Source organism: Nocardia carnea (assembly GCF_029868855.1).
Classification (GTDB): domain Bacteria; phylum Actinomycetota; class Actinomycetes; order Mycobacteriales; family Mycobacteriaceae; genus Nocardia; species Nocardia carnea_A.
The window spans coordinates 1-25,239 of sequence record NZ_JARWOV010000015.1 but is presented as its reverse complement, the minus strand read 5'-3'; the positions used below and the strand labels follow the sequence as shown (position 1 = coordinate 25,239).

The following is a 25,239-nucleotide window of genomic DNA, read 5'->3' as shown; positions in this document are numbered from 1 at the left end:
AGACTGGTCTACATATTTTTTAGGTATGGAGGCGCACGAATGGGCGTCGTCGTGGATCAGAGCAGGGTTCGAGCGACTCGCGCGGCCCGTTCGAGTGGTCCGCGGTCACGATGCGTCTGCGCGAGCAGTAGTGCGCCCTCGATCAGGGCGAGCAGGGAAACGGCCAGATCGTCGGCGTCGGAGTAGCCGGCCGTCCGGAGGCTGATACGCAAAGCCTCCGTCCAGCGTCCGTAGACCTCGGCGCAGGCGCGCTGGACGGTGTCGTTCGCGCCGGAAATCTCCAGGGCGACGGTCGCGACGGGACAGCCGCATTCCCAGCCGGAGGCCTCCAGTCGATCGCCGAGCAGGGTGATCAGATCGGTGACCGCACCGGCCGGGTCGGTGAGATCCGCCTCCGCGAGCGCGGCATCGATGACCCCGGAGGTCTGGGTGACGGCAGCGGCGACGAGTTCGTCCTTACCGCCCGGGAAATGGAAGTACAGAGAACCGCGCGGAGTATCACTGTCCGCCAGTATCTGGTTGAGGCCGGTGCCGAAGTACCCGCGGCGTTCGATCGACGACCGTGTCGCCTCGATCATCCGCTGCCGGGTTTCGGCTCCTTTTGCGCCCATGCCTGAAAAGTAGACCGGTCTTCATAAAAAGTCAACGCCCGTGATCCGTAACGGCCGTGCCGGTCAGGAGCGGGTACGGGGAATCTTGTTGCGGTACATGGCGGAATCGGCGGCCTGCATCGCCTCGTCGATCGCTGTCGGCGCATCCTCGAGATACACCGTGCCGATACTCGCGCCGATGCTGATCGTGCGATCACGGATCGCCATCGGCGCGGTGAGAGCGGTCTGCACATCCGCACTGAGCATGGCCAGCTCGGCGGTGCCGGTGCACCGCTCGAGCACGGCGATGAACTCGTCACCGCCCAGCCGTGCGGCCAAACCACCTGCCGCCGTGACGGTTTGCCGCAGGCGGGCACCGACGATCCGCAGCACCTCGTCACCGGCGGTATGCCCCCACCGATCGTTGACCTCCTTGAACCCGTCCAGATCCAGGTAGGCCATCCCGATCGGCGGCGTCGCCACCGCCAGCCGGTCGAAGAAATGCCCGCGGTTGGGCAGGCCGGTGAGTTCGTCGTGATTGGCGTCGTACCAGAGGCGGGTGGCGAGTTCCCGGCGTTCGGTGACATCGACCGCCACACCGATCAGGAAACGGACCTGACCGCTGTGATCGCGGACCGCCGACATCGACAGATCGATACCCGTGGACGTCCCGTCCGGGCGCGGGTGGTCCAGTTCCATCCGGAACCGGTCGATACTGCCCGCCAGCAGCTGGGTCATCCGCTGGTAGGCGTCGCCGATATTGGCGTGACCCACCACGTCGGCCACCGGCCGGCCCGGCATCTGCCCGACATCGATACCGAGCATGTCCGCGAACGCCGCATTCGCTTCGAGGACCCGGCCGTGGGTGTCGACCGTTCCGATTCCCACCGAGGCGCCCGCGAACACCGCCTCGAAACGGGCTTCGGAGAGTTCGCGCCGCCGTTCGGCTTCCTGGGCGGCCGCCAGCGCCGCGGCGAGTGTGGCTTCCTGCTCCGACAATGCCACCGAACGCAGTGCCGCCGTGAAACCGGTCGCGAACTCGGCGGCCACGAGCAGCGCGCGCTCGTGCACCACGGCACCGGTGGCGGGGTTCGTCTCCTGGAGATACCCGGCCATATCGCGGCAGATCAGCGGAATCGTCCGGCCGACCACACCGGGATCGCGGTAGTTCACCGCGACCAGTGCTTCCGCCGCGTACTTTCCGGCCTCGGGTCCGGTGGCGCCGCGCAGGGCATCGAGCAACTGTACGACCTGTTCGGTCAGCAGTTCCTCGATACGGTCCCGCGTCAGTGTCGGCGCCACCGCGCCGTCGAGCGCGTCGGCCCAGCCGATCGCGAGTGCCCGTTCGGTCACCCGGATCTCCTCTGCCGTGCCACCCGGGTCAGGACTTGCACCCCATACCGGCCAAGCCGAGCGAACGTCCCGGTGCCTCGTGCCGATCGCGTTCCGATTCCGGCCGCCACATGGGTAGTTCGACCACACCGGGTTCCACGAGCTCCCAGCCGTCGAACATGGCGGTGATCGCGGCGCGTGAACGGAATTGGATCCCTACCTGATTACCGTGCTGCGAGGATTTGTGCAGGGCAGCCGCGTCGTCGGGGCGGAACGCGGAGGTCAGATGGGAGATGGCGACATAGCTTCCGGTGGGCACCGCATGCCGGAGCGCGGCCACCTTCCCCGCGGGCAGATCGTCGTCGGCGAGCAGGTGCAGTACCGCGATGAGCAGAATCCCGACCGGCTGTTCCGGATCGATCAACCCGGTATCGCGGACCCGCGCCAGCAATTCGGCCGGGTCCCTCAGGTCGGCTTCGATGGCACCGTAGTTCTGTTCGCCCACCAGGATGGCCCGCGAATGGGCAACAGCCACCGGGTCGATATCCACGTAGAGCACTCGCGCTCCGGGATCGCACTCCCGGACGATCTCGTGCACGTTACCGGCGGTCGGGATACCCGAACCGATATCGAGGAATTGGGTGATACCCGCATCGATCAGAAAGCGTACGGCCCGGCGCAGGAACGCGCGGTTGCTCAATGCCAGCCGGGGCAGATCCGGCACCAGCCGGCTACCGCGCCGGGCGGCGAGCCTATCGACTTCGAAGTTGTGCGAACCGCCCAGTAGCGCGTCGTACATACGCGCCGGGCTCGGCTGCATCATGTCCACACCCTCGGGTGCCCAGGCCGGCCTGTCCATCTCGTCCCCTCTGCGCTCGATACCCGTACCGGCCGTATCGTTCGCTCGGCCGTGTCCGGGAAACCCCTGCGCTGCGCTACGGACCGCCCGTGGTGCGGCGGCCCGATGCCCGCCGGCCGGGTTGCTGCTCCGGCCGGAAGGCACTGTGCGCATCATAGCTCGCGCGGCACCGTTCCATTGACGTCCTATCGGCCGTGAACGGCCCGGATCCCGGCCGGCCGCCGGGTGATCGAAGGGCGCCGACCCGAAATGCCTTCAGCCCGGCACCGGATCCATCCCGTGTGCTCGGGCACCGTCGAACAGGCCCTGACACGGCTCGGTGAATATCAGGTCGACGCGCTGTACTCGGCCGCCGATGCGCTCGAAGCGCCGGCCCGGGTGCTGCGAGAGGATCGGCACCCGGCGTGAGTTTCCGGGCGGGTTACCCCGCTGCGGGTACGACCCCGCGCGGCTGGATCAGCGGCAGATCGTTGTAGGTGACGATGCCCGGCGGTGCCGCCACGACGGCCGGGATCGCGTTGATCGCCGGCATCGCGGTCATGATGTGCCCGAGTGTCATGAAATCTGCGATGGTCTCGGCCTGGAAATCCGGCGGTGGCAGGAAACTCACGATGTTCTTCACTGTCGGCCGCCCGTCGACCTGCAGTACCCAGCCGTCCTGATCGATCTTCCAGTCCGGTTCCAGGGTCTGCCCTTTGCGCCACCGCACGGTGAGTTCCACCAGTGTCCGGCCGGCGACGATACCTTTCCAGCTCGCGAAGACACCGGCCACACACCCGGCCGGGATGGTCCACGAGCCGAGATCGAGATCGGCCGTGGTCCGGGCATATTCGGCGTCGCAGCGTACGTCGTCGAGTTCGGCGCCCAGGGCGTCGGCGATGAGCCGTACGGCCTCGCCGAAGACCGCGGTGCCCTCGGCGGTCATCGCCTGGAGTCCGGGATGATCGATCGGCCGACCGAACCCGACCGGGCGTTCGGTGGCCGGGGAGTCGTAGAACGTTGTGTCCGCCGCCTCGGTGACGGTGACTTTGTCGACCCGGTCGCAGATTCCGGCCGAGACGATGGCCAGCAGGTTGACGAAGCCGGGGCTGATCCCGGATCCGAACATGGTCGAGCCGCCGCGCAGGCAGGCATCGGCGATGCGGTCGCGGCCCGGTCCCTGACGGTGCCCGGTGATGAACGATGCCGTCGACACCACATTCACCCCGGCTTCCAGGATCCGGACGAGTTCGTCGACGTCGATCCACATGGGGTTGTAGATCACGCAATCCGGTTTCAGCGCCAGCAGTGCGCCGATATCGTCGGTGGCCGCGATGCCGAGCGGGTCGATCCCGCACAGTTCGCCGATATCGCGGCCCACCTTGTCCGGTGACCACGCATAACAGCCGACGAGTTCCAGTGTCGGGTTCGCGACCACGGCGCTTACCGAACTCTTCCCGACATTGCCGGTCGTCCATTGGACGACCCGATACCGACGCTCTTTGGGCACCCGCTCAGCTTAAGTCCGATTACCGATTCCTGGAACGTATTCATCCAGATATGGAGAATCTTATTCTCAGATGTTCTGCCGGTAGTGAACTACGAGGGCGGCCGCCTGTGCAAACCGTGTTCGGGCTCGACGGTAGGGGCGCCCCTGCGTGATGGGTGGCACGCGAGGGTGCGGCCGAGGGCCCGGGTGCTGCGGCTGCCGTCCGATGTTCATGAATGCCCGGCGCCCTCGGCGACGACGATTCCGGTCCGGCGAGAGTTCGCGCGGGACCGGAATCGTGGTGACCATCACGGCCCGGCGCCAGTCGTATGCAGAGCGGCATGCGTCACATTTACCGGTTCGGTGTAGCCGGGTGAGGCCCGGCCGGGCGCTCTGTGCCGAGCAGTGCAGGCGGTGCTGTGCCGGTTCGGCCGGGCCGATCCGATGTCGTTGGCCGGCAACACTGTTCGAACGACGACTCCGGCGGTATCGGTATGGACATGCTGTCCTGTATTTGCCCTGCGTATGCGGCCGGCGTGTGCCGGAAACCCGTTAGGCTCCCGTCAACCTGTGTTATCCGGAGGTCACAACACGGTAATATCGAATTGCTCGCCGAGGCGTGTATCAGGCGAGCCCCGCCGGATCGAAGGTTGGTGAGACCACCCATGTCGGTATCGATGTTCGACGAAACCCTGCCACGCGGTGAGCGAGACGGGGTCGGGCTGCGGGTCGGCGCAATCATCGATCGGGGCGGTGAGGTACTACTGCTGGAACTACCCAGCACCGGGCCCATTCGCCCCACTCGTAAGCTGCCCGGGGCCACGGTGGAGCCCGGGGAATCGGTGACCGGCGCCCTGATCCGCGGTGTGCAGGAGGAGACCGGGCTCACGGTCACCGATATCCGCCACCATGTGGGCGACTTCGACTACCTTTCGCCCGCCGGTAAGCCGGTGCGGCGGCTGCATTTCGCGGTGGAGGTGGAGTCGCAGGGGCCCGTTGTGTTGAGCGCGCACGCGAATTACGTCTGGGCGCCCCTGAACGGTGGCGACCTGTCGGTCACCTCCTCGGTTCAGAAAATTCTCGATACCTATCGGGAACTCGTCTACCCCTGATCGAATCCCGTGCGCCGGGACGCGCGGCCGGTTCGTTGCGTGATCCACCGGTGATCGGCGGCCGGCGCAGGCGCGTCCGTACCGCGGTTGCGGCGCAACCGATCACCGCGGCAGCGCCGAGTGTGGTAGCCCAGGTCAGTTCCTCGTCCAGTACCAGGGCCGCCCAGCAGAGCGTGAATACGGGCTGCGCCAGCTGGACCTGGCTGACCTGTGTCATCGGGCCGATCGCCAGCCCGCGGTACCAGGGCAGGAAGCCCAGGTACATGCTCACCACGCCGAGGTAGGCGAAGGCGGCCCACTGCGCCGGTGAACCCGTCGGCGGCTGCTGGGCCACGGAGATGCCTGTGAGTACCACCATCACCGGTGCGGACAACACCAGCGCCCACGAAATGGTCTGCCAGGCACCCAGTTCGCGGGCCAGTAGCCCGCCTTCGGCATAACCGCAGGCGGCCGCGACGACAGCGCCCAGCAGAAGCAGATCCGACCAGTGCGGCCCCCCGAAACCGGCACCGCGGAACCCGGCGAAGACCACCGCCGCCACCGCACCGGCGGCCGCGGTGAGCCAGAAGGCCCGCGGCGGCCGCTCATGGCCGCGTAGGACGGCCAGTACGGCGGTTGCCGCCGGCAGCAGTGCGATGACCACAGCGCTGTGACCGGCCGACGTTTCGGTGAGCGCAAAGGAAGTCAGCAGCGGGAATCCGGCGACGACACCAGCGGCGACGACGCCCAGCCGGATCCACTGCCGGCCTTGCGGCCACCGTTGTCCGGTGAATGCCAGCGCACCTGCGGCGAGCAGCCCCGCCACCACTGCGCGTCCGGCGGCAACGAAAAGTGCGGTGAAGCCGTCGTCGGTCACGGCGACTTTGGTGAGCGGCACGGTGAACGAGAACGCCAGGATGCCGAGCATGCCCCAGGTCGGCCCCGCATATCGGGACGGTAGCGGTTCGGAGTCTGTATGAGTAGCGCTACTATTAAATCTCATGTCTGACGATAGCAGCTCCCGGATCGTGGCGGATCTCCGCGACTGGATCGCCGAAGCCCCGCCCGGTGCGCAGTTGCCGTCCACCCGGGCGCTGGTGACCCGGTACGCCGCAAGTCCGGTCACGGTGCAGAAGGCGCTGCGCATTCTCATCGCGCAGGGGTTGATCGAAAGCCGGCCCGGCGTAGGGACTTTCGTCCGGACGGTGCGGGACACCCGTCCGCACGACTACGGATGGCAGACCGCGGCGCTGGGCACACCGCGCAACCCTTCCGCCCGGCGGTTCACCGCGCTACAGACTGTGGCCAACGACCGGATCGCCCTGCACTCCGGGTACCCGGACCGGGAGTTGCTGCCGGAACGGCTGGTTCGCGGCGCCTTCGCCCGCGCCGCCCGTGGTGACGCCACGGTGAACCGGCCACCCAGTAGCGGTCTGCCGGATCTGCAGGCGTGGTTCGCGACCGAACTGGCAGCGGTGACCCCCGCCGGTGTGATGGCGCCGGCCCCGAGTGATGTGGTGATCCTCCCGGGCAGCCAGAGCGGGCTCGGCACGGCTTTCCAGGCGCTGGTCGGGCCGGGTCGCCCGCTGCTGATGGAATCACCCACCTATTGGGGCGCGATTCTCGCGGCGAACCGGGCCGGTGTACAGGTGGTCCCCGTCCCGAGCAGTTCCGATGGGCCGCGGCCCGAGGATCTGGCGCGGGCATTCGACCGGACCGGCGCTCGTGCGTTCTACGCCCAGCCCCATTTCGCCAATCCGACCGGAGCCCAGTGGCAGCCGGAACGGGCGGCGGGGGTACTCGAGGTGGTGCGCGCGCACGGGGCGTTCCTGATCGAGGACGACTGGGCACACGATTTCGGTATCGATACCGTCCCCATCCCACTGGCCACCCGCGACGACGCCGGCCACGTGGTGTACCTGCGCTCGCTGACCAAGAGCGTTTCACCGTCGGTCCGGATCGCCGCTGTCGTCGCCCGGGGGCCGGCCCGGGAGCGGATCCTGGCCGATGCCCAGGCTGAGTCGATGTATGTGAGTGGCCTGCTACAGGCCGTCGCCCTCGATGTGGTGACCCAGCCGGGTTGGCGCACACATACCCGCGGGCTGGGCCGCCGGCTCGCCACCCGGCGTGATCTGTTGATCTCCGCGCTGCGTGCGCACCTCCCCGAAGCTCGCCTGGAAGTGGTGCCACGCGGCGGGCTGCACCTGTGGGTGCGGTTACCCGATGCCACCGATCTGGCCAGGCTCGTCCGGGATTGTGAGGACGACGGTGTCGTCATCGCGCCCGGCGACGAATGGTTTCCCGCCGAACCGACAGGTGCTTTTCTGCGGCTCAACTTCTGCGGTCCGAACCCGGGAGCGTTCCCCGAAGGCACGCGGGTCATCGCCCGGGCACTGGCCCGGCAAGGGCGGTAGGTTACGCGGCCGCACGGGTACCGGCGTGCGAAAGGCTTCGCCACCGGTACCCGGCAGGGATCAGTCGGGGAGAACCGAGATGGTGCCCCGGCATACCGCGGTCTGGGTGTTGAGCCACCACCAGCCACCGCCGGTCCGGGCGGTCACCGTGAACGCGACGGTGCCGACACCGGTCCAGGTGCGATTCACCGGAATGCCCGGTTTGCCTTTCAGCATTTCCTCGTCGCTGACGCTGGTACCCGACGCGCCGGTGGTCTCGTTGTGCCAGTCGACCTGTACCTGTGTGCCGTACGGCGTGGTGGTGGGAATCGGGAACAGGCTCGCGGGCGGGTTGGGCAGATCGTTGCCGCCGCTGAGCAGCAGCGCCGGTTCGAGTTCCCCGCCCGGTGGGCGGCTGGCCCCCGAGCTCGCCCGGATATGCCAAGTGAACGATGGTGCCCACGCCAGCGGATTCGCGCTGCCGCAGGTCATGTCGGTCGACGACGGTGGCTGGGCGGCGGCGGTGCCGGCGCCGGCGGTGAGCAGGGCGGTGGCCGCGGCGAGGGCGGTTGCCGGGGCGAGCGCTGCGGTGACGAGCTGACGTGCGCGAGGCATTCGGGCTCCCTGATCCGGTAGAGGACTGTCGGTATTCCGCGTGGAGAGAATATCTATCCGGATGTCGCTGCCGTGCGCATTTGCGTTTCGTCCGGTGCGGTGTTGTCCCGGGCACCGGCCGAATCGGGGTGCCGGGGCAGGGTTCGGTTCCGGCGTCTGAAACGCCGCGCGGACGGCGACCCGGTTCAGCTGTAGCGGGCGAGATACCGCGCCAGATAGCGGCTGTCGCGTCCCACACCGTGCAGGGTGCCGGAAAGGATATTGCGCTGATACTCCAAGCCCAGGAAGGCCAGACCCGGGTGAGCGGGCGAGATGCCGTTCCGGTGTGCCGGGAAACCCGCGGCATCGAGTGTGCACAGCGCGCTCAGATATGCCAGCGCCGGACGGTATCCGGTGGCCAGTACGACGGTATCCACCTCCTCGCTGCGGCCGTCGGGCCAGTGCAGCACCAGGCCATCGGCTCCGACGAACATCGGCCGGGCCTCGGGGTTGCCCTTTTCGAGGGTGTCGCGGTAACCCTCGATATCCACGATGGGGATGGTGCCGCTGTGGAAGAACCGCCCGATCGGCAGCCGGGACGCCAGGGATATGGCCCGCCAGAATCGTGAGCCGGCGGGTATCGGTTCGTTCGTCGCATAACGCAGGGGGGTGCGATGTGCCAGGATCACCCGCGCTGCGGCGGCGAGTTCTACGGCTATCTGTACGGCGGAGTTGCCGGAGCCGACCACGACGACCCGCCGCCCGGCGTACGGCTCCGGGCGACGGTACTCGGCGGAATGCAGCACCTCGCCGGTGTAGACGGACAGCCCCGGGATCTCCGGACGGTAGGGGTTGGTGAAACCGCCGGTGGCCGAGACCACCACCGGCGCGGTGTATTCGGCGCCGGTGGCGGTGCGGACCCGGAACGTTGCACCGGATCTGTCCACGGTGACGACCCGGTGCCCGGTGTGTATCTCGCCCGGTATCGCGGCCGCGCACTGCCGCAGATAGGCGGCCACCTCATCACGCGTCGGATACCGGTGCGGATCACCCGGGAAGGGCTTACCGGGGAGCGCGTTCAGCTGCGCGGGCGTGAACAATCGCAGACTGTCGTAGTAGTACGGCCAGGAGCCGGCGGTGTCCGAGCCGGCTTCGAGTACCACCGGGCGGAAGCCGTGCTCCGACAGGGCCAGTGCGGCGGCTATCCCGGCTTGGCCTGCGCCGATGACAATGGCGGGGGTATCCATGACGGCCGTGATCGTGACATTTCGGGCACGGGAGCGCCACTGATTTTCGGGGTGCGGGTTTCTGTTCGCCGCCGAGGTCGTTCAGCTCCGGGCGTGGTCCTCGACGAAGACCTTGCGGCACGAGGGCGCGCAGAACGCGTAGTCGACTCCTTCGTGGGTGTAGGTGATCTGTGCGGTCGCCCATTCGACCTGCATTCCGCAGGTCGGGTCGATGGTGAAGCCCTCGGGCGCGGTGGGCAGCTGGCCGGAATCGCGGAAGTCCTGGGTCATCAGCCGGGTCAGCTCGGTGCTGGTAGTGGACCGGCCGAGCGTGCCGACGCAATGTTCGCGCAGGCCCACTATCTGTACGACACAGTGCGGTTCGCGATTCAGGCGCTGCGGGTCGGGCTCGGTGCCGGCGATCGCCGCGGTGATCATCGGGATGATGTTCTTGCCGAAATCCGGGTCGCCGCTCCAGGATCCCGGCACGGTCAGCCGAACCAGATAGCGGGGTGCGGAGTCGGTGGCCGGGCCGCCGGTGACCCAGGTTCGCGGCTGCTGGATCAGCACATGGGTGAATTCACGGGCCTTGGCCATGGTCTCGTCCGGGGCATCGTCGTAGCCGGTGAGCGCTGTCATCACCCGGTCGGCGAGCTCCTGTTCGGTGCGGGCGTCGAGTTCGCGGCCGGTGACCGATATTTCGAGGGTCATCATGGTGGGTCATTCCTCCGGTGCAGTGGCGGGGATCGGGGTGGTGGATCCGCTGTGACGGGCAGCCAGGGCGAGTAGTTCGCCGACCGGCCATTGGTCGTCGGCGTGGGCGCCGTACTTCGCGGCGAGGACGGTGCCGTCGGGGTGGATCAGGAAATCGGCGGGTAAGCCCAGGCGTCCGCCTTCGGGCCGGGCGGGCGGAGCCGGGCGCTCGCCGCGCCGGCTCGACAGTTCGGTGCCGATGGCGCGGGCGATAGTGCGCCAGCCGCGCGGGTCCAGGAGTGCGCGAGCGCCGGTCTCGACGCCGAATTCGCGATACAGCGCGCGCTCCGGATCGGCGATGACGTCCAGCGGCAGGTCGGCGTTGTATTTGCGGAGTTCGGCGGCGCTCGAGTGGAAGACCACCACCTCACGGATACCGGCTGCCCGGATCTCGGGGAGCCGGGTGACCACCGACCGCAGGTGCAGATTGCAGACCGGACAGCCGGCGAAACGGCGGAATTGCAGATGGGTGAGCTGTTCGGGGTCGGGCACGGGTATCGCTGCGCCGGTGATGTCCGTGAGGGTGCGGGCGGATGCGCGGTCGGGTGGAGGCATCGGAACTCCTTTAGGTGTACGTCGTACGCTTATAACCGAGTATGCGCGTATCCAGTACGCTGTCAACCCGTGCCCAGGCCGCGTTCCCTCACCGACGAGCAACTGGTCGCCGCGGCGCTGACGGTGATCGACCGCGACGGTCTGCCGGGACTGACCATGCGCGCGGTCGCCAAGGAACTGGGAATCGCCACCATGGGCCTGTATCGGTACGTTGCCGACCGGCAGGCGCTGGAGGTACTCGTCGTCGACCACATCTTCCGCACGGTCGACCTCGCGCTGCCCCGGGTGAACTGGGCGGATCGGATCCGGATCCTGATGGAACGATTGCGGGTCGCGGTGGCCGAGCATCCGGCAGTGGTGCCGCTGGTCCTGCGGCACCGCCAGGCCGCGCCCGGCTCGCTGCTCCTGATCGAGACCATGCTCGCCACGCTCACCGAGGGCGGTCATACCGGAACCGACCGGGTCGTCGCGCAGCGCACGCTCATCGGTCATCTGCTCGGGTTCCTGCAGAACGAGCACTATGCGGCACTCTCCGGGGCGGGCACCGTCACCATGTCCGAACTGGCGCCCGAGCGGTTTCCGCACCTCGCGAGTACGGCGACCGACGCCCGAGCGCTACCGCCCGCCGAGGAGTTCCGGCGCGGTCTCGATATCGTGCTGCGCGGGCTCGGCGGCTGATCGCGCCGGGTATTCGCGCCTACCGCTCAGCGGGAATCCGCCGGATCGGCCGGAGAGCCGTCCTCGTCGTCGCCGGGGGCGATATCGGGGCAGTTCCCGGCGAGAATGGCACCCAGGCGGGCTCTGGGGGGCATCACCGCTTCCTGGAGGATCGCCAGGATCTCGTCCTCCGTGCTACGGCCGTTGTCGACCGCACGTATCCGCAGGGCGCGGTACACCGCGTCCGGTACATGCCGAACAGATAGCGTCACCATGGAGCCGTCTTTCGTCGACAGTCGTCGGTGCCTCGATTATATTTCCCGCCCCGCCCGGGGCCGGGTTGCCCGGCATCTCGTTCGGATATCGGCCGCGCGGTCACCCCACCGGCGAGGACCGGGGGCCGAGCTATATATTCCAGCGAAAGACATTCCGGCACTGGGAATATGGCGCAAGATCGAGGATTGTCGATGCGATAGGAAACCCTGGGCCGGATGGTTCGGGGCGGTGCGCGGCTGTGCACGCGCGCATCCGGGAAGTGAGGCGGAAATGAATCACAAACTCTGGTTGCTCGGGCGGCTCGCCGCGGTGGGCGGGCATATTCTCGGGGAGAAGATCACCCGGCACCGTGCGCGCACCATCGACGACGTACCCGCGTCCGGGGCCGCGCTGACCACCGAATGGCTCACCGCGGTGCTGTGCCGGGACACCCCCGGTGCCGAAGTGGTCTCGTTCGAGATCGACGGGGGTAGCAGCGGCACCTCCACCCGGGTCGCGATCCGGGTGGAGTACAACGAGGCCGGGCAGGCGGCCGAATTGCCGCGGGCGTTGTTCGCGAAGACCACCACCTCGCTCAGCCAGCGCATCCTGCTGGGCGGCGGCAAGATGATCGACGGGGAGACCCGGTTCTTCCGGGACTTCCGCCCGAAACTCGATATCCAGGCGCCGCTCGGCTATTGGGGCGCCTCCGATCCGGCGTCCTGGCGCTCGATCGCGCTGATGGAGGATATCGCCGTCACCCGGGGCGCGGTGTTCAGCGAGCCCACCGAGCCGATCGGCCGCGCGGAGATGGAGGACCTGGTCCGCAACCTCGCCCGGCTGCACGGCACGTTCTGGGAGAGTCCCGCGATCGAACCGCTGAAGACGACGAACGAGGCGCTGGCCGCGTACCTGGCCGCGATCGATATGAAGACCCGCTGCAAGGTGGGTCTGGAGCGGGCGGCGGAGGTCGTGCCCGAAGAGTTGCACGGTCAGGCGGACCGGTTGTGGGCGGGTGTGGAGCGGGCGGTGGACCTGGCAACGCGTGAACTTCCGCACACCCTGTTGCACGGGGATCCGCATATCGGCCAGACCTATCGCACCGTGGACGGCCGGATGGGCTATGTCGACTGGCAGGTCGTGATGCGCGGCGGGTGGGGTCACGATTTCGCCTATACGGTCAACTCGGGATGTGAGCCGGACGACCGGCGGGCCTGGGCCGAGGATCTGCTGGCGGCTTATCTCGACGAACTCGCCGGTGCCGGTGGCCGCGCCCCGTCCTTCGACGACGCCTGGCTGATCTACCGGCAGCAATCGATGTTCGCGTACGCGGCATGGGCGTTCACGATCGGCCGGGCGTCCTACCAGCCCGAGATGCAGTCGCGGGAAACGTGCCTGACTCTTATGCGCCGGATCACCACGGCGGTACACGACAACCGATCGCTGGACGCATTGGGAGTCTGAGCGGCGGACGGGGCCGGGACCGGCGGCTCGGCCCCGGTCAGCCCGTATTTTCGCCCACCGCGGCGGGGCGTAGATGTGCGGACCAGTCCAATGAATTCATCGAAAAGCACCCGTGTGCAACCGATTTCGAAAACAAACACATAGTCCGGCAGTGTCGTAACATCGCGTCGTTCCGGCTCGAGTCAGTGTGCAGGAGGAGGCTCGAACCGGTGCCCGGCCGGTGGAAAACCATCGGTCCCGCTACCAGACCTACGGAGTTCCTTCTTGACCAGCTCGGATTATCGAAGGCTCGGCCCGACCCCGGCGGGCCCCGGTTCGCACGACGATTTCCGGTACGCGATGTATCTCCCGGAATTCGCCGCCGACCCGCATCGCGCCTACCGGGAAATGCGGCGGCGCTACGGTTCGCTCGCACCCGTGGAACTGGCCCCCGGAGTGCCCGCCACATTGGTGATCGGCTACTCGACCGCGCTACGGGTACTCAACGATCCGGAACGTTTCCCCGCCGATCCACGGATCTGGCAGAAGGATGTTCCGTCGGGCTGCCCGGTGCTGCCGATCCTGGAGTGGCGGCCGATGGCCAGCCGGTGCTCCGGCCAGGAATTCCTGCGCTACCGGCAGGCGATCACGGCCAGTATCGACGAAGTGGATATGTACGCCATCCACGCCGTGGTGGAGAGCATCGCGGGTCCGCTGATCAACTCGTTCTGCGAGGACGGTAAGGCCGAGCTCATCCAGCAGTATGTTTTCCCCTTGTCCTTCCAGGTGATCAACTATCTGCTCGGCAGCCCGCCGGAGGTCGGTCAGCAGGTCGCCGCCGGTATCGCCGCCATGCTCGAGGGGGTCGACGCCGAGGCGGGCAGCCGGATGCTGGGCGAAGCCCTGGCGAATCTGGTCGTGATGAAGCGGGAGAACCCCGCCGCCGATATCACCTCGGTACTCCTACGGCATCCCGCCGAGCTGTCCGACGAGGAGGTGTCCCACCATGTTTCCCAGGTGTACGGCACCGGGATCGAGTTCGAACTCAACCTGATCGTGAACACCCTGCTGCTGATCCTCACCGACGACCGGTTCGGTGGCAGTGTGCTCGGCGGTAACCTCACCTCGCGCGATGCCCTCGACGAGGTGCTGTTCAACGATCCGCCGCTGGCCAACCTGCTGGTGACCTATCCGCGTATGCCGATTCTGCTCGACGACGTCTGGTTGCCGGCCCATCAGCCCGTGGTGATCAGCATGGCCGCCTGTAACAACGATCCCAAGATCCGGGCCTCGGAGCTCACCGGCAACCGCGCCCATCTCGCGTGGGGCCTGGGGCCGCACGCCTGTCCCGCGCAGTCGCTGGCCTACATCATCGCCGAAGGCGCGATCGACCAGTTGCTGGACGCACTGCCGGAGATGCGCGCCGAGTTCCCCGACGGCGAACCCGCGTGGCGGCCGGGTCCTTTCCATCGGTCGCTGGTGGAACTCCCGGTGACCTTCCCGCCGGGGGCGCCGCTGCTGGGGGTCGAGAGTATCGCGCCTCGTCCCGCTACTCATATCTGACGGAAATCCGGCTTCGAGGCGGAGTGTCCCTGCGTCGCGCGGAGTCGGGTGGGGCGTGGCGGTTCGATCCCGCCGCAGGCCGACGCCGCCCCGCGCGCCGCCACCGCCAGCTACTTGAATCCGGATTCAAGTTGGTTTACCGTGCGGGAAGCATCGAAGGCCCGCATGCGGCGTATCGAGCCGCGCCCCCAAGATCGGAGTTCTCCCGTGGAACTGTTCACCTCGACCGACCGCGCCCGCGAGTACCGGCAGAAACTGCTCGGTTTCATGGACGAATGCGTGTACCCGGCCGAACCGGTCTACGCCGAGCAGATGGCCACGGCCGGCGATCCGCATCATCACCCGCAGATCCTCGAGGATCTGAAGGCCGAAGCCAAGAAGCGCGGCCTGTGGAACCTCTTCCACCCGCACCAGGAATGGGGCCCGGGGCTGACCAATCTGGAATACGCGCCGCTGGCCGAGATCATGGGCCGTAGCCCGGCGCTGGCACCGGAGGCGTGCAACTGTTCGGCGCCCGATACCGGGAATATGGAGGTGTTCACCCTCTTCGGCACCCAGGAGCACAAGGAACGCTGGCTCGAACCGCTGCTCGACGGCACGATCCGCTCGGCCTTCGCGATGACCGAACCCGGTGTGGCCAGCTCCGATGCCACGAATGTCGAGATGCGGATGGAACGCGACGGCGACCACTACGTCCTCAACGGCCGGAAATGGTTCGCCTCCAATGCCATGCACCGCAACTGCAAGGTGCTGATCGTCATGGGCAAAACCGATCCGGAGGCGCCCAAGCATCGGCAGCAGTCGATGATGGTGGTGCCGATCGATGCGCCCGGGGTCCGGGTGGTGCGCAATCTGCCGGTGTTCGGGTATGTCGATCGCGAGGGGCACGCGGAGATCGAATTCACCGACGTCCGGGTGCCGCTGACCGACGTTCTCAAAGGTGAGGGCGAGGGTTTCGCGATCAGCCAGGCACGGCTCGGCCCGGGCCGGATCCACCATGCGATGCGTGCCATCGGCATGGCCGAGCGCGCCCTGGAGCTCATGTGCGCGCGGGCCGAATCGCGGGTCACGTTCGGGCGCAAGGTCAGTGAACGTGCGAATATCCGGGACTGGATCGCCGAGGCACGCATCGATATCGAACAGGCCCGGCTGCTCACCCTGAAAACGGCCTGGATGATGGATACGGTCGGCAACAAGGAGGCGCGCACGGAGATCGCGGCCATCAAGATCGCCGCGCCGGTGATGGCGCTGCGCATCGTGGACCGCGCGATCCAGGTGTACGGGGCGGCCGGGGTCACCGAGGATTTCCCGTTGGCCAGCATGTACGCCCACCTGCGCACCCTGCGTATCGCCGATGGACCGGACGAGGTACACAAACTGACCATCGCCCGCGCCGAACTCGGCAAGGCCCGCGCCGCCGCCGAAGCCGCCGGCTGAACTTCTGGTGGGCATCCGTAGTGCCCGGCCGGTAGCCGGCCGACGTAGCGCCCTGTCGCGGGGCGGCTCGGGATACGTTGGACAGGTCCGGTCGGTGCCCGGCGAGCATCGGGCGCTGCGTGGACGAGCACGAGGAGGCAACGGATGACCGTGGAGACCGGTACGGAACCGCAGCGTGGGCGGCATATTCTGCTGGAGCTGGGGTTCGCGACCAGGATGGTGGGGGACGAACTGCACGGTTCGGCGACGATCACCCCGCAGATGTATGTGCCGGGTACCGGCCGGTTGCGTACCTCGGTGCTGGCCACCTGGACCGATACGGTGACCGGCCTGCTCGCGGCGCTCACCCTGGGGCCGCGGGTTCCGGTGACGCTCGAGCTCGATGTACACCTCTACCGGCCGGCACCGGGGTCCGGTGAGGTGCGGGCGGTGGGCCGCAAGATCAAGGCGGGGCGTTCGGTATTCGTCGCGGAGGTGGAGTGGACCGTCGACGGGGAGCCCTTCGCGTTCGGCGGCGGGTCGTTCATGGTCTCGCCCAACGAGGAACTGCGGTTACCGGAGCAGATGAGCATCGATATGCCGGTCTCGAGCCGGTTGCTCGCGGTGCCGCTGGCCGAGCGGGCGGGTTGCGAGCGGCGCGCGCCGGGGACCGCGGTGCTGCCACGGACCGACGACGGCCTGAACGCTTCGCGCACGGTGAACGGAGGCCTGATCGCGCTCGCCGCCGAGGAAGCGATGCTATCGCTCGCTCCCGGCGCGACCCTGAGCACGCTGGGCCTGCGCTATCTGCAGGCCGCGCGAGTGGGCCCGGTAGTCGCCGACGCCACGCTGCGGGCCGATGTGGGGCGGGCGACGCTGCGCGACGCCGGCAACGAGGACCGGATCACCACGTTGGCGACGGGCCGCCTGTTCCCGGCGAGTGACCGGTGACAACCCGGGAACGCAGCGCGCAGGCAGAAACAGTGACCGATCCCGGCGTCGCGGAGCCACCGGCCACCGGCCGCCCGGCGCCGAAGAGCAGGCGCGGCATCCGGACCCGTGCCGCACTGGTTGCCGCCGCCCGCCGGGTTTTCGAAACCGATGGGTTCGTCGATGCCCGGATCAGCGATATCACCCGCACCGCGGGCGTCGCTTCGGGTTCCTTCTACACCCATTTCGACAGCAAGGAAGAGATCTTCTCCGAAGTCGTCGCGCAGGTCCGCGACGAGATGCTGCATCCGCACGTCCGGGCTCGGGGCGGTAGCTCCGATCCACGGGACTGGATCGCCGCCGCGAACCGGGAGTATCTGCGCTCCTATCGGCGCAATGCCCGGTTGATGGCGGCGCTGGAACAGGTGTCGCGGGTCGACCAGCAGTTCGCGGCCCTGCGCGCCGAACGGGCGTCCGCGTTCATCGATCGCAATGCGGCGCTGATCCGGGACCTGCAGCAGCGCGGTCTGGTGACGCCGCGGCTGGACGCGCGGGTGACGGCGCTGGCGCTGTCGAGCATGGTGAGCCGAATGGCTTCGCTGGTGTTCGTCGAGGGCGAGAAGATCGGTTTCGAAACCTTGCTCGAAACCTTGAACTGGATCTGGTTCAACGCCCTGCAGTTACCCGAACCGCCGTAGCCGCGGTTCAGCGTGCGGACGCAGACAGGGATCGCGCGCGCGTTCGCCGGTTGCGCGCCACGATCACGCCGTAGGTGATGGCGGCCGCGAGAAGAGCCGCCCAGCTCACCACAAGGCTCGGAAACGCTGCGGCCTCGGCCTGCCTGAGGTATTCGGGCGTGCTGCTGTTGTAGCCGTCCACACCCAGGAAATGACCGGCCGGTGACTGCCAGTCGTCTGCGTCGCCGCCGTCGGACATGAACAGGCAGAAGAAGCTCAGGGTCGCCAGGTAGAGCCACAGCAACCCGTACAGCAGCCTGCGGGGTAGGGGTGCGGCCGTCTCGACGGCGCTACCCGGTGTGAACAGGCCCAGCGTGATCCATACGAGGACGGCGGCGCTGCCCAGCCACAGGGGTGCACCGTAGATGAACACGAACGCGAAGATCCAGCCCATCGAGATATTCATTCGAACAGCGACCATGAGCACGGGGACGCACAACAGTGCCACCCCGGTCGTCACCCGCCATACCCGCGACCATGTCATCCGAGCTCCCCTTACCCATCCGGCCGATTCGGTTCCCTACCGAGTCTGTCGCGGGCGGGCATGGCCGGCATGAGTAGTACTACCGGCTTTCGCCAGGTGTCATCCCGCGCGCCGGGCCGCGGCGAGCCGCAGGAATTTGCGGAGGTAGCCCACCACGCCGCGGAGCGGTACGGCCCGCGGCCGGTCGTTCGGGCGGAAATGGGCGTCGGTGCCGCCGTCGGTGAACAGCACACTGCCGCAGAGGAAGCCCGCACATTTCGGCCGGACCGCGTGCCGCCGGACCCAGCGACTCATCGCGATCTCGGTCGCGGCATAGACGAAGCGCGGCCTGGGCGCCGAAGATCCGCACGCTGCGGATCGCGCTTTCGGTATCGCCGGCCGGAAACGCCCGGACCGTCCGGTTCCGGACCACGGGGACCGTTGTGGACGAACTGCCGCCGAAGGCCACCACGCGCGCGGAGACTGTCGAAATTGTGGAGCCTGTCAAGCGCTCTGGAAAACCGGGTGCGGGCCCGGATCATGTGCCGGCCGGGGTCAGAACGGTAAGTGAACCCACTCGGGCAGCGTGAAGCAGATGATGCCGAAGTCGTATCCGACCTGGACGTTGACGTCGGTGGCGGCGCCGCCCGCGGAGACGGTGTGCCGCCCGATCACGGTCGGGTTCCAGTCCGCGGTGAATACCCCCGGTTCTTCCTCTTCGACCGCGCCGAAGGTGCCGCCGCCCGGCCGCCCGTTCACCGAGTCCTCGAAGAACACCTGGTCACCGGGTGCGCCGGTGGCGGTCACGGTGTACGTGCAGCCGACGCCGTACTGGATGAAACCCAGGCCGAACCCGCCGGATACGCCGACATCGGTGATGTAGGCCGAGGCGGTGGCGGGCGGGCCGAGGGCGGTGGCCGCGGCGAGCGCACAGGCGGTGAGCCCGACGCGAAGACTTCCCGATGAGTTCATGGCCGGCTCCGGTGGTATCGGCAGGTATCGGACATCCTGTAAGTAGTGGAGCACCTGCGGATCACGCGGCACAGTCACGGATGATCACGAAGTGTGTGCGGCGGTCACGAATCGGGTAATGGTTACAGAGCGGTCCGCGGGATTGCGGCGCACATGTAACAGCCGGGGGCCTCCGAGTAGATAACGGTGCGTAAACGTTATCGTCCGGATGTGGTTGCCAGGTGAATGCTGGTGACCCCTCCGGTGCCTCGTTCCGGACATTGCAGAGCGGTATAACCGTTGTACCGGGCGAGTTTCGGAGAATTCCGCCCGCGATTCCCCGTTATTCCACGGCAATTTAAAGGATAAATTTTCCTTTGAATTCTGGGTATGCATCCGAAGTCGGAATATCGGTATGGTCCTGTGCGCGAGCTGAAATCGCAGCCGCCCCGTTCCGGGACGGTCTACGTGAGAAGGAATTGAACGTAATGAAGTTCGGCACTTTCGCCGCAACCGCACTTCTGTCTGTCGCCGCCGTCGGTATTTCGGCCGCGACCGTGCACGCCGAACCGGCGGCGCCGGCTCCGAAGCTCGAGAGCGAGGGCGTCGACCAGGGAATCGCCTACGAGACAAGCGTCGACCAGAAGACGCAGACCATCACGACCGAGGTCGAGAACGGCCGGTTCGAACTCACCCCCGACGGTGCCACGGCCGTGCTGAAGGCCGTCAGCGGTGCCGTCGTGGCCGAGGTACCGCTGACCTACGAGATCTCCGGCAGCGATATGGCCGTCGCACACGAGATCAGCGGCGACGGCACCACTCTCGAACTCACCCCCACCGTGACCGCCGAGAACATCGGAGAGATGCGTCCGGTGAGCTCGATGGCCCGGCTCACCTCCGAACTGGAGAAGAACGTCGCCGGGGTCGCGGTCGGCGCGGTGCTGGGCGGACTGCTCGGCGCGCTCGTGGGACTCGGCTTCCTGAGCATCATCACCGGACCGATCGGCTTGCTCGTCGGCGGCGTCGCCGGCGGTTACATCATGGGTGGACAGTCGTTCGGTGACGCCGTGGCGGCCGTCCTGCGCGGCGAGCCGTGACCGACCCGGTACCGAACGAGGACGGCGGGCAGCCGCCGCTCTCGCCGCAGGACAAACGCGCACGGGTCGGGGCCACCGCGGCGGCCATCGCCATCGCGGCCGTGGTGACCTCGATCGTGCTGGGTATCGGGATCGCCGCCCTGCTGGCCACGGCCGGCGGCGGTACCGAGGAAGCGACCGAGGATCTCGCCGCGCCGACCCCGGCGGCAACCACAACGATCGCGGGGACGACAACGACACCCGCGGCACCCGTGGTGCCGTCCTCGGCCGCCGCGCCGCCGACCACCACCCCGCCTGCCCTGGGCACCGCGGGGGAGGTCAACAAGGAAGCGAAACAGGCGCCGCCGAAGGTCGAGGTGGCCGCCGGGGAATGCCTCAGCGGATTCGGCGAGAAGGAAGTCACCGAAGCGCCCTGCGGCAGCACGGAATCCCGGTACAAGGTCTCCGCGGTCGGTCCGGTCGGAACGGCCTGCCCCGCAGACGGTGACACCAGCCATACGATCGCCGACACCACCCTGTGTCTCGATATCGACTGGGTCGTCGGCAGCTGTGTGGATGTATCGGGTGATCAGCCCCAGCGCGCCGACTGCGGACCCGGTGGGATGCAGGTGATCAGCATCCTGCCGGATACCAACAGCGTGAACGCCTGCCCGTCGGCCGACAGCGGTTTCGTCTACGACCAGCGCCGCTTCGTGGTCTGCTTCGCCGGCCTCTAGTCCGCCGCCCGGCCGGTCGCCGGCGGCGGTCGGCCGGGGGCACGCCATAATTTGATTCATGCCACTATCCCGTCGCAGATTGCTGCAAGCGGGGTCGGCCGGTGCCGTCGCAGTGCTGGCCGGTGCGGGCCTGGTGAGCAGTGCGCCGTTCCGGGCGCCGCGCCTGCTCGGTGACCCTTTCTCGCTGGGAGTCGCTTCCGGCGATCCGCTGCCCGACGGCGTGGTGCTGTGGACGCGCCTGGCCCCCGACCCCTTCGCCCCCGACGGGCTGGGCGGTACCGGGCTCGCGCCGGTGACCGTCGAATACGAGGTCGCCGAGGACGAACAATTCCGCCGGATCGCCGCCCGCGGTAGCACGGTGGCCACCCGCGAACTCGGCCACAGTGTGCATCCGGAGGTGCGCGGCCTGGCGCCGGATCGCTGGTACTTCTACCGATTCCGTGCCGGTTCGGCGATCTCACCGGTCGGCCGCACCCGCACCGCACCCGCGACCGGAGCGCGCACGGACCGCCTGCGGTTCGCGTTCGCGTCCTGCCAGCACTGGAGTTCCGGCTATTACACCGCCTACGAGCACCTGTCCGGCGAGGACCTGGATCTGGTGGTGCATCTCGGCGACTACATCTACGAAATGGAATGGGCGCGCGGCCGGGTGGGGGTCGGGATTCCGGAGACGTTGCGCGAGGAGGCCACCGACCTCACCGGATACCGGCTCCGCTACGCGCAGTACAAGGCCGAGCCGGAGCTGCGCGCGGCGCACGCCGCCTTCCCCTGGGTCTGCACCTTCGACGATCACGAGATCGACAACAACTGGGCCGGTTTCGAACCCGGCGCCGGTATCGATATCCATCTGCTGCCCGCCCTGTTCCGGCGGCGCCGCGCGGCCGCATTCCAGGCGATGTACGAGCACCTTCCCTTGCGGATCGAACAACTTCCGGCCGGGCCGTACGCCCGGATGCACCGCCGGTACACCTTCGGCGACCTCGCCGACCTCACCATGCTCGACACCCGCCAATACCGGTCACCGCTGGTATGCGGTGACGGTGCGAATCTCGTCGTCGATTGCGCGGACCGCTTCGACCCCGGCCGCACGATCCTGGGTGCCGAGCAGCGCTCGTGGCTGATCGACGGTCTCACCCGTTCCCCGGCGCGCTGGCAGATCCTCGGAAACCAGGTCGCCATGGCGCAATCCGACTACGACCCCGGCCCGGCCGTGGCGGTCGGCACGGACGCCTGGGACGGCTATGTCGCCGACCGGAACGCGGTTCTCGCCGCCGCCGCTGCCCGCGGCCGCGGCGACCTGGTGGTGCTCACCGGTGATCGGCACGAGAACTATGTGGTCGATATCCGGGGTGACTACTCGGATCCGGGGTCGCCGGTGGTGGCGACCGAATTCACCGGGACCTCGATCACCACCGGCCGTGACGGCGCGGACCTGACCCCGCGCGGTCGCACTCTGCTGGCCGCCAATCCCGATATGAAGTTCTTCAACGGGCAACGCGGCTACGTCCGGGTGGAAGTGGATCACCAGCTGTGGCGCAGCGATTTCCGGGTTGTGCCATATGTGCGAGAGCCCGGCGCGCCTGTCGTCACCCGAGCGAGCTTCGTGGTCGAACACGGCCGGCCCGGCGCCGAGTCCGCCGGGGATCCCGCGCCGTCGACGATTCCGCCGCAAGTAGAGGTCTCCGGGCACGAGCCGGCAATCGACGCGGGTAGGTGAGCTCGCGCAGCATGCCCGGGAGCCGCCTGGGCCAGGACCTCCTGGTGGCCACCGCAGCGGAATCGGACGCTCGGCGGACGGTGCCGTCACATCCTGTGACCGCGCCGCGTAGCCGTCCCCTGCCGAGGTGCGGAAGTCCCACAGATCGGCGCGCGTATTCCGGCAGCCGATCGAGCGCTCCGGCCAGCGGCACGCTGTCACCGGGGCTCGGCGATCACCTGGGTGGGCTTGCGGTGGGTGGGGCGGCATCGTCTCCCGCGCGCCGCGAATCCTGCGGGCTGCGGCGATCTGCACGTCGTCTGCGGGGGCGGAGAGTGCCATCCGCCGTGTCGGCGTCCGCTCGGTCGGCCCGGGGGACCTGATGTCGGGTCGATGGCGCGGCACGGTCGGGCCGTGCCGGATATCCGGCCGCTCATAATGCGGAGTTGGCCGAAAAAGCCGATTTCCTGTCCGCGGGTGTGTTCCCGCCGGGGTGATCCAGGCCATAGTCTCGGAAGAATGTCCAGTTCCGCAACGAGTCCCGGCACCGGCGCCGGGCCCGGCCAGACCTTCGACTACGACGTACTCGTCATCGGCTCCGGATTCGGCGGCAGTGTGAGCGCCCTGCGGCTGACCGAGAAGGGCTACCGGGTCGGCGTCCTCGAGGCCGGACGCCGTTTCGCCGACGACGAATTCGCGAAAACGTCCTGGCGGGCCAGGCAGTACCTGTGGGCGCCCTATCTCGGGTGCTTCGGTATCCAGCGGCTGGCGCTGTTGAAAGACACCCTGATCATGGCCGGGTCGGGGGTCGGCGGCGGTTCCCTCGTCTACGCGAACACGCTGTACGAGCCGCCGGAGAAATTCTTCCGCGACGGTCCGTGGGCGCATATCACCGACTGGCAGGACGAACTCGGTCCGTACTACGACCAGGCCAAACGCATGCTGGGCGTGACCACCAATCCCGCGACCACACCCACCGACCGGGTACTGCGCGAGGTCGCCGAGGAGATGGGGGTGGCCGATACCTATCAGCGCACTCCGGTCGGTGTGTTCTTCGGTGGCCCCGGTTCCCGGCCCGGTGAGGAGGTCGAAGACCCGTTCTTCGGCGGGGCGGGTCCGGCGCGGCGCTCCTGCACCCACTGCGGTGAATGTATGACCGGCTGCCGCCACAACGCCAAGAACACCCTGGTGAAGAACTATCTGTACCTTGCCGAGCAGGCGGGTGCCGAGGTGCATGCGTTACGGACCGTCACGGATGTGAAACCGCTGCCGGGCGGCGGGTACGCGGTCCAGACCGTCGCCACTGGGCGCTGGGTGCGCAAGAAACGCACCACCTTCACCGCCGAACAGGTGGTTTTCGCGGCGGCGTCGCTGGGGACTCAGCGGTTGCTGCACAAACTGCGGGATTCGGGGTCGCTGCCCGATATCTCCGGGCGGCTCGGATTCCTCTCGCGCACCAATTCCGAGGAACTGCTCGCCATCCGCAGTCGCGTGAAGGACAACGATTTCACCAAGGGTGTGGCGATCACCTCCTCGATCCACCCCGATGCCGATACCCATGTCGAACCCGTGCGCTACGGCAAGGGCAGCAATGTGATCGCGCTACTGGGCAGCATCATGGTGAGCGAGGAACCGGGTGTCTCCAAACGGCGGCTCTGGTTGCGGGAGATGTGGCGGCACCGTCGCGATATGCCGCATGTGCAGAATCCGCGGCACTGGTCGGAGCAGTCGATCGGTCTGCTGGTGATGCAGTCGGTGGACAATTCGATCACCACCTACACCAAGCGTGGCCTGTTCAAACGCAAGATGACCACGCGCCAGGGTGAGGGCGCCCCCAACCCGACCTGGATTCCCGCCGGGCACGAGGTGGGGCGGCGGGTCGCCCGCAAGATCGACGGGACCCCCGGCGGCCCGATCAGCAGCGTTTTCAATATCCCGATGACCGGCCACTTCATCGGCGGCTGCGTAATCGGCGACAGCCCCGAAGCCGGTGTGGTCGACCCGTACCAGCGGCTCTACGGGTATCCGGGTCTGCACGTGATCGACGGTTCGACCATTTCGGCGAACCTCGGCGTGAATCCCTCGCTCACCATCACCGCGCAATCCGAGCGGGCCGTCGCGCTGTGGCCGAACAAGGGCCAGGCCGATCCGCGGCCGCCGCTGGGATCGCCGTATCGGCGGATCGCGCCGGTGGCACCGGTCGCGCCGGTGGTCCCCGCCGCTGCGCCGGCCGCCCTGCGCCTGCCGTTGGTGGAGGTGAAGCACCGCGAGCGCTCGGAGGTGGCCGCGGGAGAACAGGCGCACTGATCCACACCGTGGCGGCGGTGAGCCGTCGCCGCCCAGAACCGGGGGGGGGGCGCCGGGGCCCGCGCGCCCGCGCCCCGGCCGGGGGGGGCCGGGGGGGGGGGGGGGCGGGGCGGGGGCGGCGGGGGGCCGGGGGAAAAAAAGGGGGAT

Annotated in this window: 26 protein-coding genes; 13 read left to right on the top strand and 13 right to left on the bottom strand. The window is 68.0% G+C overall.

What is annotated here, in order from left to right:
* Positions 1-56: 56 nt before the first annotated feature.
* The 3 genes from QH195_RS00870 to QH195_RS00860 all read right to left on the bottom strand — a co-directional run bounded on the left by QH195_RS00870 (position 57) and on the right by QH195_RS00860 (position 2,781).
* Positions 57-611, bottom strand: a complete 555-nt coding sequence (locus tag QH195_RS00870) for a TetR/AcrR family transcriptional regulator (RefSeq protein ID WP_280433958.1) — start codon at positions 609-611, stop codon at positions 57-59.
* A gap of 63 nt (positions 612-674) precedes the next feature.
* Entirely contained in the window at positions 675-1,943 is a 1,269-nt protein-coding gene (locus tag QH195_RS00865) for a sensor domain-containing diguanylate cyclase (protein WP_280433957.1), read from the bottom strand.
* Positions 1,944-1,971: 28 nt separating this feature from the next.
* On the bottom strand, positions 1,972-2,781 hold the full coding sequence (locus QH195_RS00860) for an SAM-dependent methyltransferase (RefSeq protein WP_280433956.1): 810 nt from the start codon (positions 2,779-2,781) through the stop codon (positions 1,972-1,974).
* A 279-nt stretch (positions 2,782-3,060) separates the two neighbouring features.
* On the opposite strand from QH195_RS00860, the gene QH195_RS00855 reads away from it, so the two are divergent.
* On the top strand, positions 3,061-3,189 hold the full coding sequence (locus QH195_RS00855; RefSeq protein ID WP_280433955.1) for a hypothetical protein: 129 nt from the start codon (positions 3,061-3,063) through the stop codon (positions 3,187-3,189).
* Between the two features lie 13 nt (positions 3,190-3,202).
* On the opposite strand, the gene QH195_RS00850 is transcribed toward QH195_RS00855, so the two are convergent.
* Positions 3,203-4,270 carry an NAD(P)H-dependent amine dehydrogenase family protein gene (locus QH195_RS00850; RefSeq protein WP_280433954.1) on the bottom strand — a complete coding sequence of 356 codons (1,068 nt, stop codon included), beginning with the start codon at positions 4,268-4,270 and terminating at the stop codon, positions 3,203-3,205.
* Between the two features lie 644 nt (positions 4,271-4,914).
* On the opposite strand from QH195_RS00850, the gene QH195_RS00845 reads away from it, so the two are divergent.
* The gene (locus tag QH195_RS00845) at positions 4,915-5,361 is read left to right on the top strand and encodes an NUDIX hydrolase (protein ID WP_280433953.1); all 447 of its coding nucleotides are present in this window, start codon (positions 4,915-4,917) and stop codon (positions 5,359-5,361) included.
* On the opposite strand, the gene QH195_RS00840 is transcribed toward QH195_RS00845, so the two are convergent.
* Complete coding sequence (locus tag QH195_RS00840; protein ID WP_280433952.1) at positions 5,306-6,268, bottom strand: DMT family transporter; 963 nt, start codon at positions 6,266-6,268, stop codon at positions 5,306-5,308. The genes QH195_RS00845 and QH195_RS00840 overlap by 56 nt on opposite strands.
* A gap of 73 nt (positions 6,269-6,341) precedes the next feature.
* Here QH195_RS00840 and QH195_RS00835 point away from each other — a divergent pair, with 73 nt between their 5' ends.
* The gene (locus tag QH195_RS00835; protein ID WP_280433951.1) at positions 6,342-7,754 is read left to right on the top strand and encodes a PLP-dependent aminotransferase family protein; all 1,413 of its coding nucleotides are present in this window, start codon (positions 6,342-6,344) and stop codon (positions 7,752-7,754) included.
* A 60-nt stretch (positions 7,755-7,814) separates the two neighbouring features.
* Here QH195_RS00835 and QH195_RS00830 read toward each other — a convergent pair whose 3' ends face one another.
* From QH195_RS00830 to QH195_RS00815, 4 genes are all read right to left on the bottom strand, one after another.
* Entirely contained in the window at positions 7,815-8,348 is a 534-nt protein-coding gene (locus tag QH195_RS00830) for a hypothetical protein (RefSeq protein ID WP_280433950.1), read from the bottom strand.
* Positions 8,349-8,533: 185 nt separating this feature from the next.
* The gene (locus QH195_RS00825) at positions 8,534-9,574 is read right to left on the bottom strand and encodes a flavin-containing monooxygenase (RefSeq protein ID WP_280433949.1); all 1,041 of its coding nucleotides are present in this window, start codon (positions 9,572-9,574) and stop codon (positions 8,534-8,536) included.
* 81 nt (positions 9,575-9,655) lie between these two features.
* Entirely contained in the window at positions 9,656-10,267 is a 612-nt protein-coding gene (locus QH195_RS00820) for an ATPase (protein ID WP_280433948.1), read from the bottom strand.
* A 6-nt stretch (positions 10,268-10,273) separates the two neighbouring features.
* Positions 10,274-10,861: a peroxiredoxin-like family protein gene (locus tag QH195_RS00815; RefSeq protein ID WP_280433947.1), complete on the bottom strand. Its 588-nt coding sequence runs from the start codon at positions 10,859-10,861 to the stop codon at positions 10,274-10,276.
* 69 nt (positions 10,862-10,930) lie between these two features.
* Here QH195_RS00815 and QH195_RS00810 point away from each other — a divergent pair, with 69 nt between their 5' ends.
* Positions 10,931-11,539, top strand: a complete 609-nt coding sequence (locus QH195_RS00810) for a TetR/AcrR family transcriptional regulator (RefSeq protein WP_280426082.1) — start codon at positions 10,931-10,933, stop codon at positions 11,537-11,539.
* A 26-nt stretch (positions 11,540-11,565) separates the two neighbouring features.
* Here the strand turns inward: QH195_RS00810 and QH195_RS00805 are convergent, their stop codons facing one another.
* Positions 11,566-11,793, bottom strand: coding sequence for a FitA-like ribbon-helix-helix domain-containing protein (locus QH195_RS00805; protein WP_280426081.1), 228 nt, complete (start codon positions 11,791-11,793; stop codon positions 11,566-11,568).
* 271 nt (positions 11,794-12,064) lie between these two features.
* On the opposite strand from QH195_RS00805, the gene QH195_RS00800 reads away from it, so the two are divergent.
* The 5 genes from QH195_RS00800 (at position 12,065) to QH195_RS00780 (ending at position 17,823) form a co-directional block, all read left to right on the top strand.
* The gene (locus QH195_RS00800) at positions 12,065-13,237 is read left to right on the top strand and encodes an aminoglycoside phosphotransferase family protein (protein ID WP_280426080.1); all 1,173 of its coding nucleotides are present in this window, start codon (positions 12,065-12,067) and stop codon (positions 13,235-13,237) included.
* A 339-nt stretch (positions 13,238-13,576) separates the two neighbouring features.
* Positions 13,577-14,779, top strand: a complete 1,203-nt coding sequence (locus QH195_RS00795; protein WP_280426149.1) for a cytochrome P450 — start codon at positions 13,577-13,579, stop codon at positions 14,777-14,779.
* A gap of 213 nt (positions 14,780-14,992) precedes the next feature.
* Positions 14,993-16,216, top strand: coding sequence for an acyl-CoA dehydrogenase family protein (locus QH195_RS00790; protein WP_432278508.1), 1,224 nt, complete (start codon positions 14,993-14,995; stop codon positions 16,214-16,216).
* Between the two features lie 144 nt (positions 16,217-16,360).
* On the top strand, positions 16,361-17,146 hold the full coding sequence (locus tag QH195_RS00785) for a hotdog domain-containing protein (protein WP_280426078.1): 786 nt from the start codon (positions 16,361-16,363) through the stop codon (positions 17,144-17,146).
* Between the two features lie 32 nt (positions 17,147-17,178).
* Positions 17,179-17,823, top strand: coding sequence for a TetR/AcrR family transcriptional regulator (locus QH195_RS00780; protein WP_280426077.1), 645 nt, complete (start codon positions 17,179-17,181; stop codon positions 17,821-17,823).
* A 7-nt stretch (positions 17,824-17,830) separates the two neighbouring features.
* On the opposite strand, the gene QH195_RS00775 is transcribed toward QH195_RS00780, so the two are convergent.
* The 3 genes from QH195_RS00775 to QH195_RS00765 all read right to left on the bottom strand — a co-directional run bounded on the left by QH195_RS00775 (position 17,831) and on the right by QH195_RS00765 (position 19,297).
* On the bottom strand, positions 17,831-18,346 hold the full coding sequence (locus tag QH195_RS00775) for a hypothetical protein (protein WP_280433946.1): 516 nt from the start codon (positions 18,344-18,346) through the stop codon (positions 17,831-17,833).
* A gap of 99 nt (positions 18,347-18,445) precedes the next feature.
* Complete coding sequence (locus QH195_RS00770) at positions 18,446-18,640, bottom strand: hypothetical protein (RefSeq protein ID WP_280433945.1); 195 nt, start codon at positions 18,638-18,640, stop codon at positions 18,446-18,448.
* Positions 18,641-18,880: 240 nt separating this feature from the next.
* A complete protein-coding gene (locus QH195_RS00765; RefSeq protein WP_280433944.1) occupies positions 18,881-19,297 on the bottom strand; it encodes a hypothetical protein in 417 nt (138 codons plus the stop codon).
* 467 nt (positions 19,298-19,764) lie between these two features.
* On the opposite strand from QH195_RS00765, the gene QH195_RS00760 reads away from it, so the two are divergent.
* The 4 genes from QH195_RS00760 to QH195_RS00745 all read left to right on the top strand — a co-directional run bounded on the left by QH195_RS00760 (position 19,765) and on the right by QH195_RS00745 (position 25,092).
* On the top strand, positions 19,765-20,373 hold the full coding sequence (locus tag QH195_RS00760; RefSeq protein ID WP_280426073.1) for a hypothetical protein: 609 nt from the start codon (positions 19,765-19,767) through the stop codon (positions 20,371-20,373).
* Complete coding sequence (locus QH195_RS00755; RefSeq protein WP_280426072.1) at positions 20,370-21,089, top strand: hypothetical protein; 720 nt, start codon at positions 20,370-20,372, stop codon at positions 21,087-21,089. The genes QH195_RS00760 and QH195_RS00755 overlap by 4 nt, the downstream gene beginning before the upstream one ends.
* Positions 21,090-21,147: 58 nt before the next feature.
* Positions 21,148-22,806, top strand: a complete 1,659-nt coding sequence (locus QH195_RS00750) for an alkaline phosphatase D family protein (RefSeq protein ID WP_280433943.1) — start codon at positions 21,148-21,150, stop codon at positions 22,804-22,806.
* A gap of 498 nt (positions 22,807-23,304) precedes the next feature.
* The gene (locus QH195_RS00745) at positions 23,305-25,092 is read left to right on the top strand and encodes a GMC family oxidoreductase (RefSeq protein ID WP_280433942.1); all 1,788 of its coding nucleotides are present in this window, start codon (positions 23,305-23,307) and stop codon (positions 25,090-25,092) included.
* The last annotated feature ends 147 nt before the right edge of the window (positions 25,093-25,239 follow it).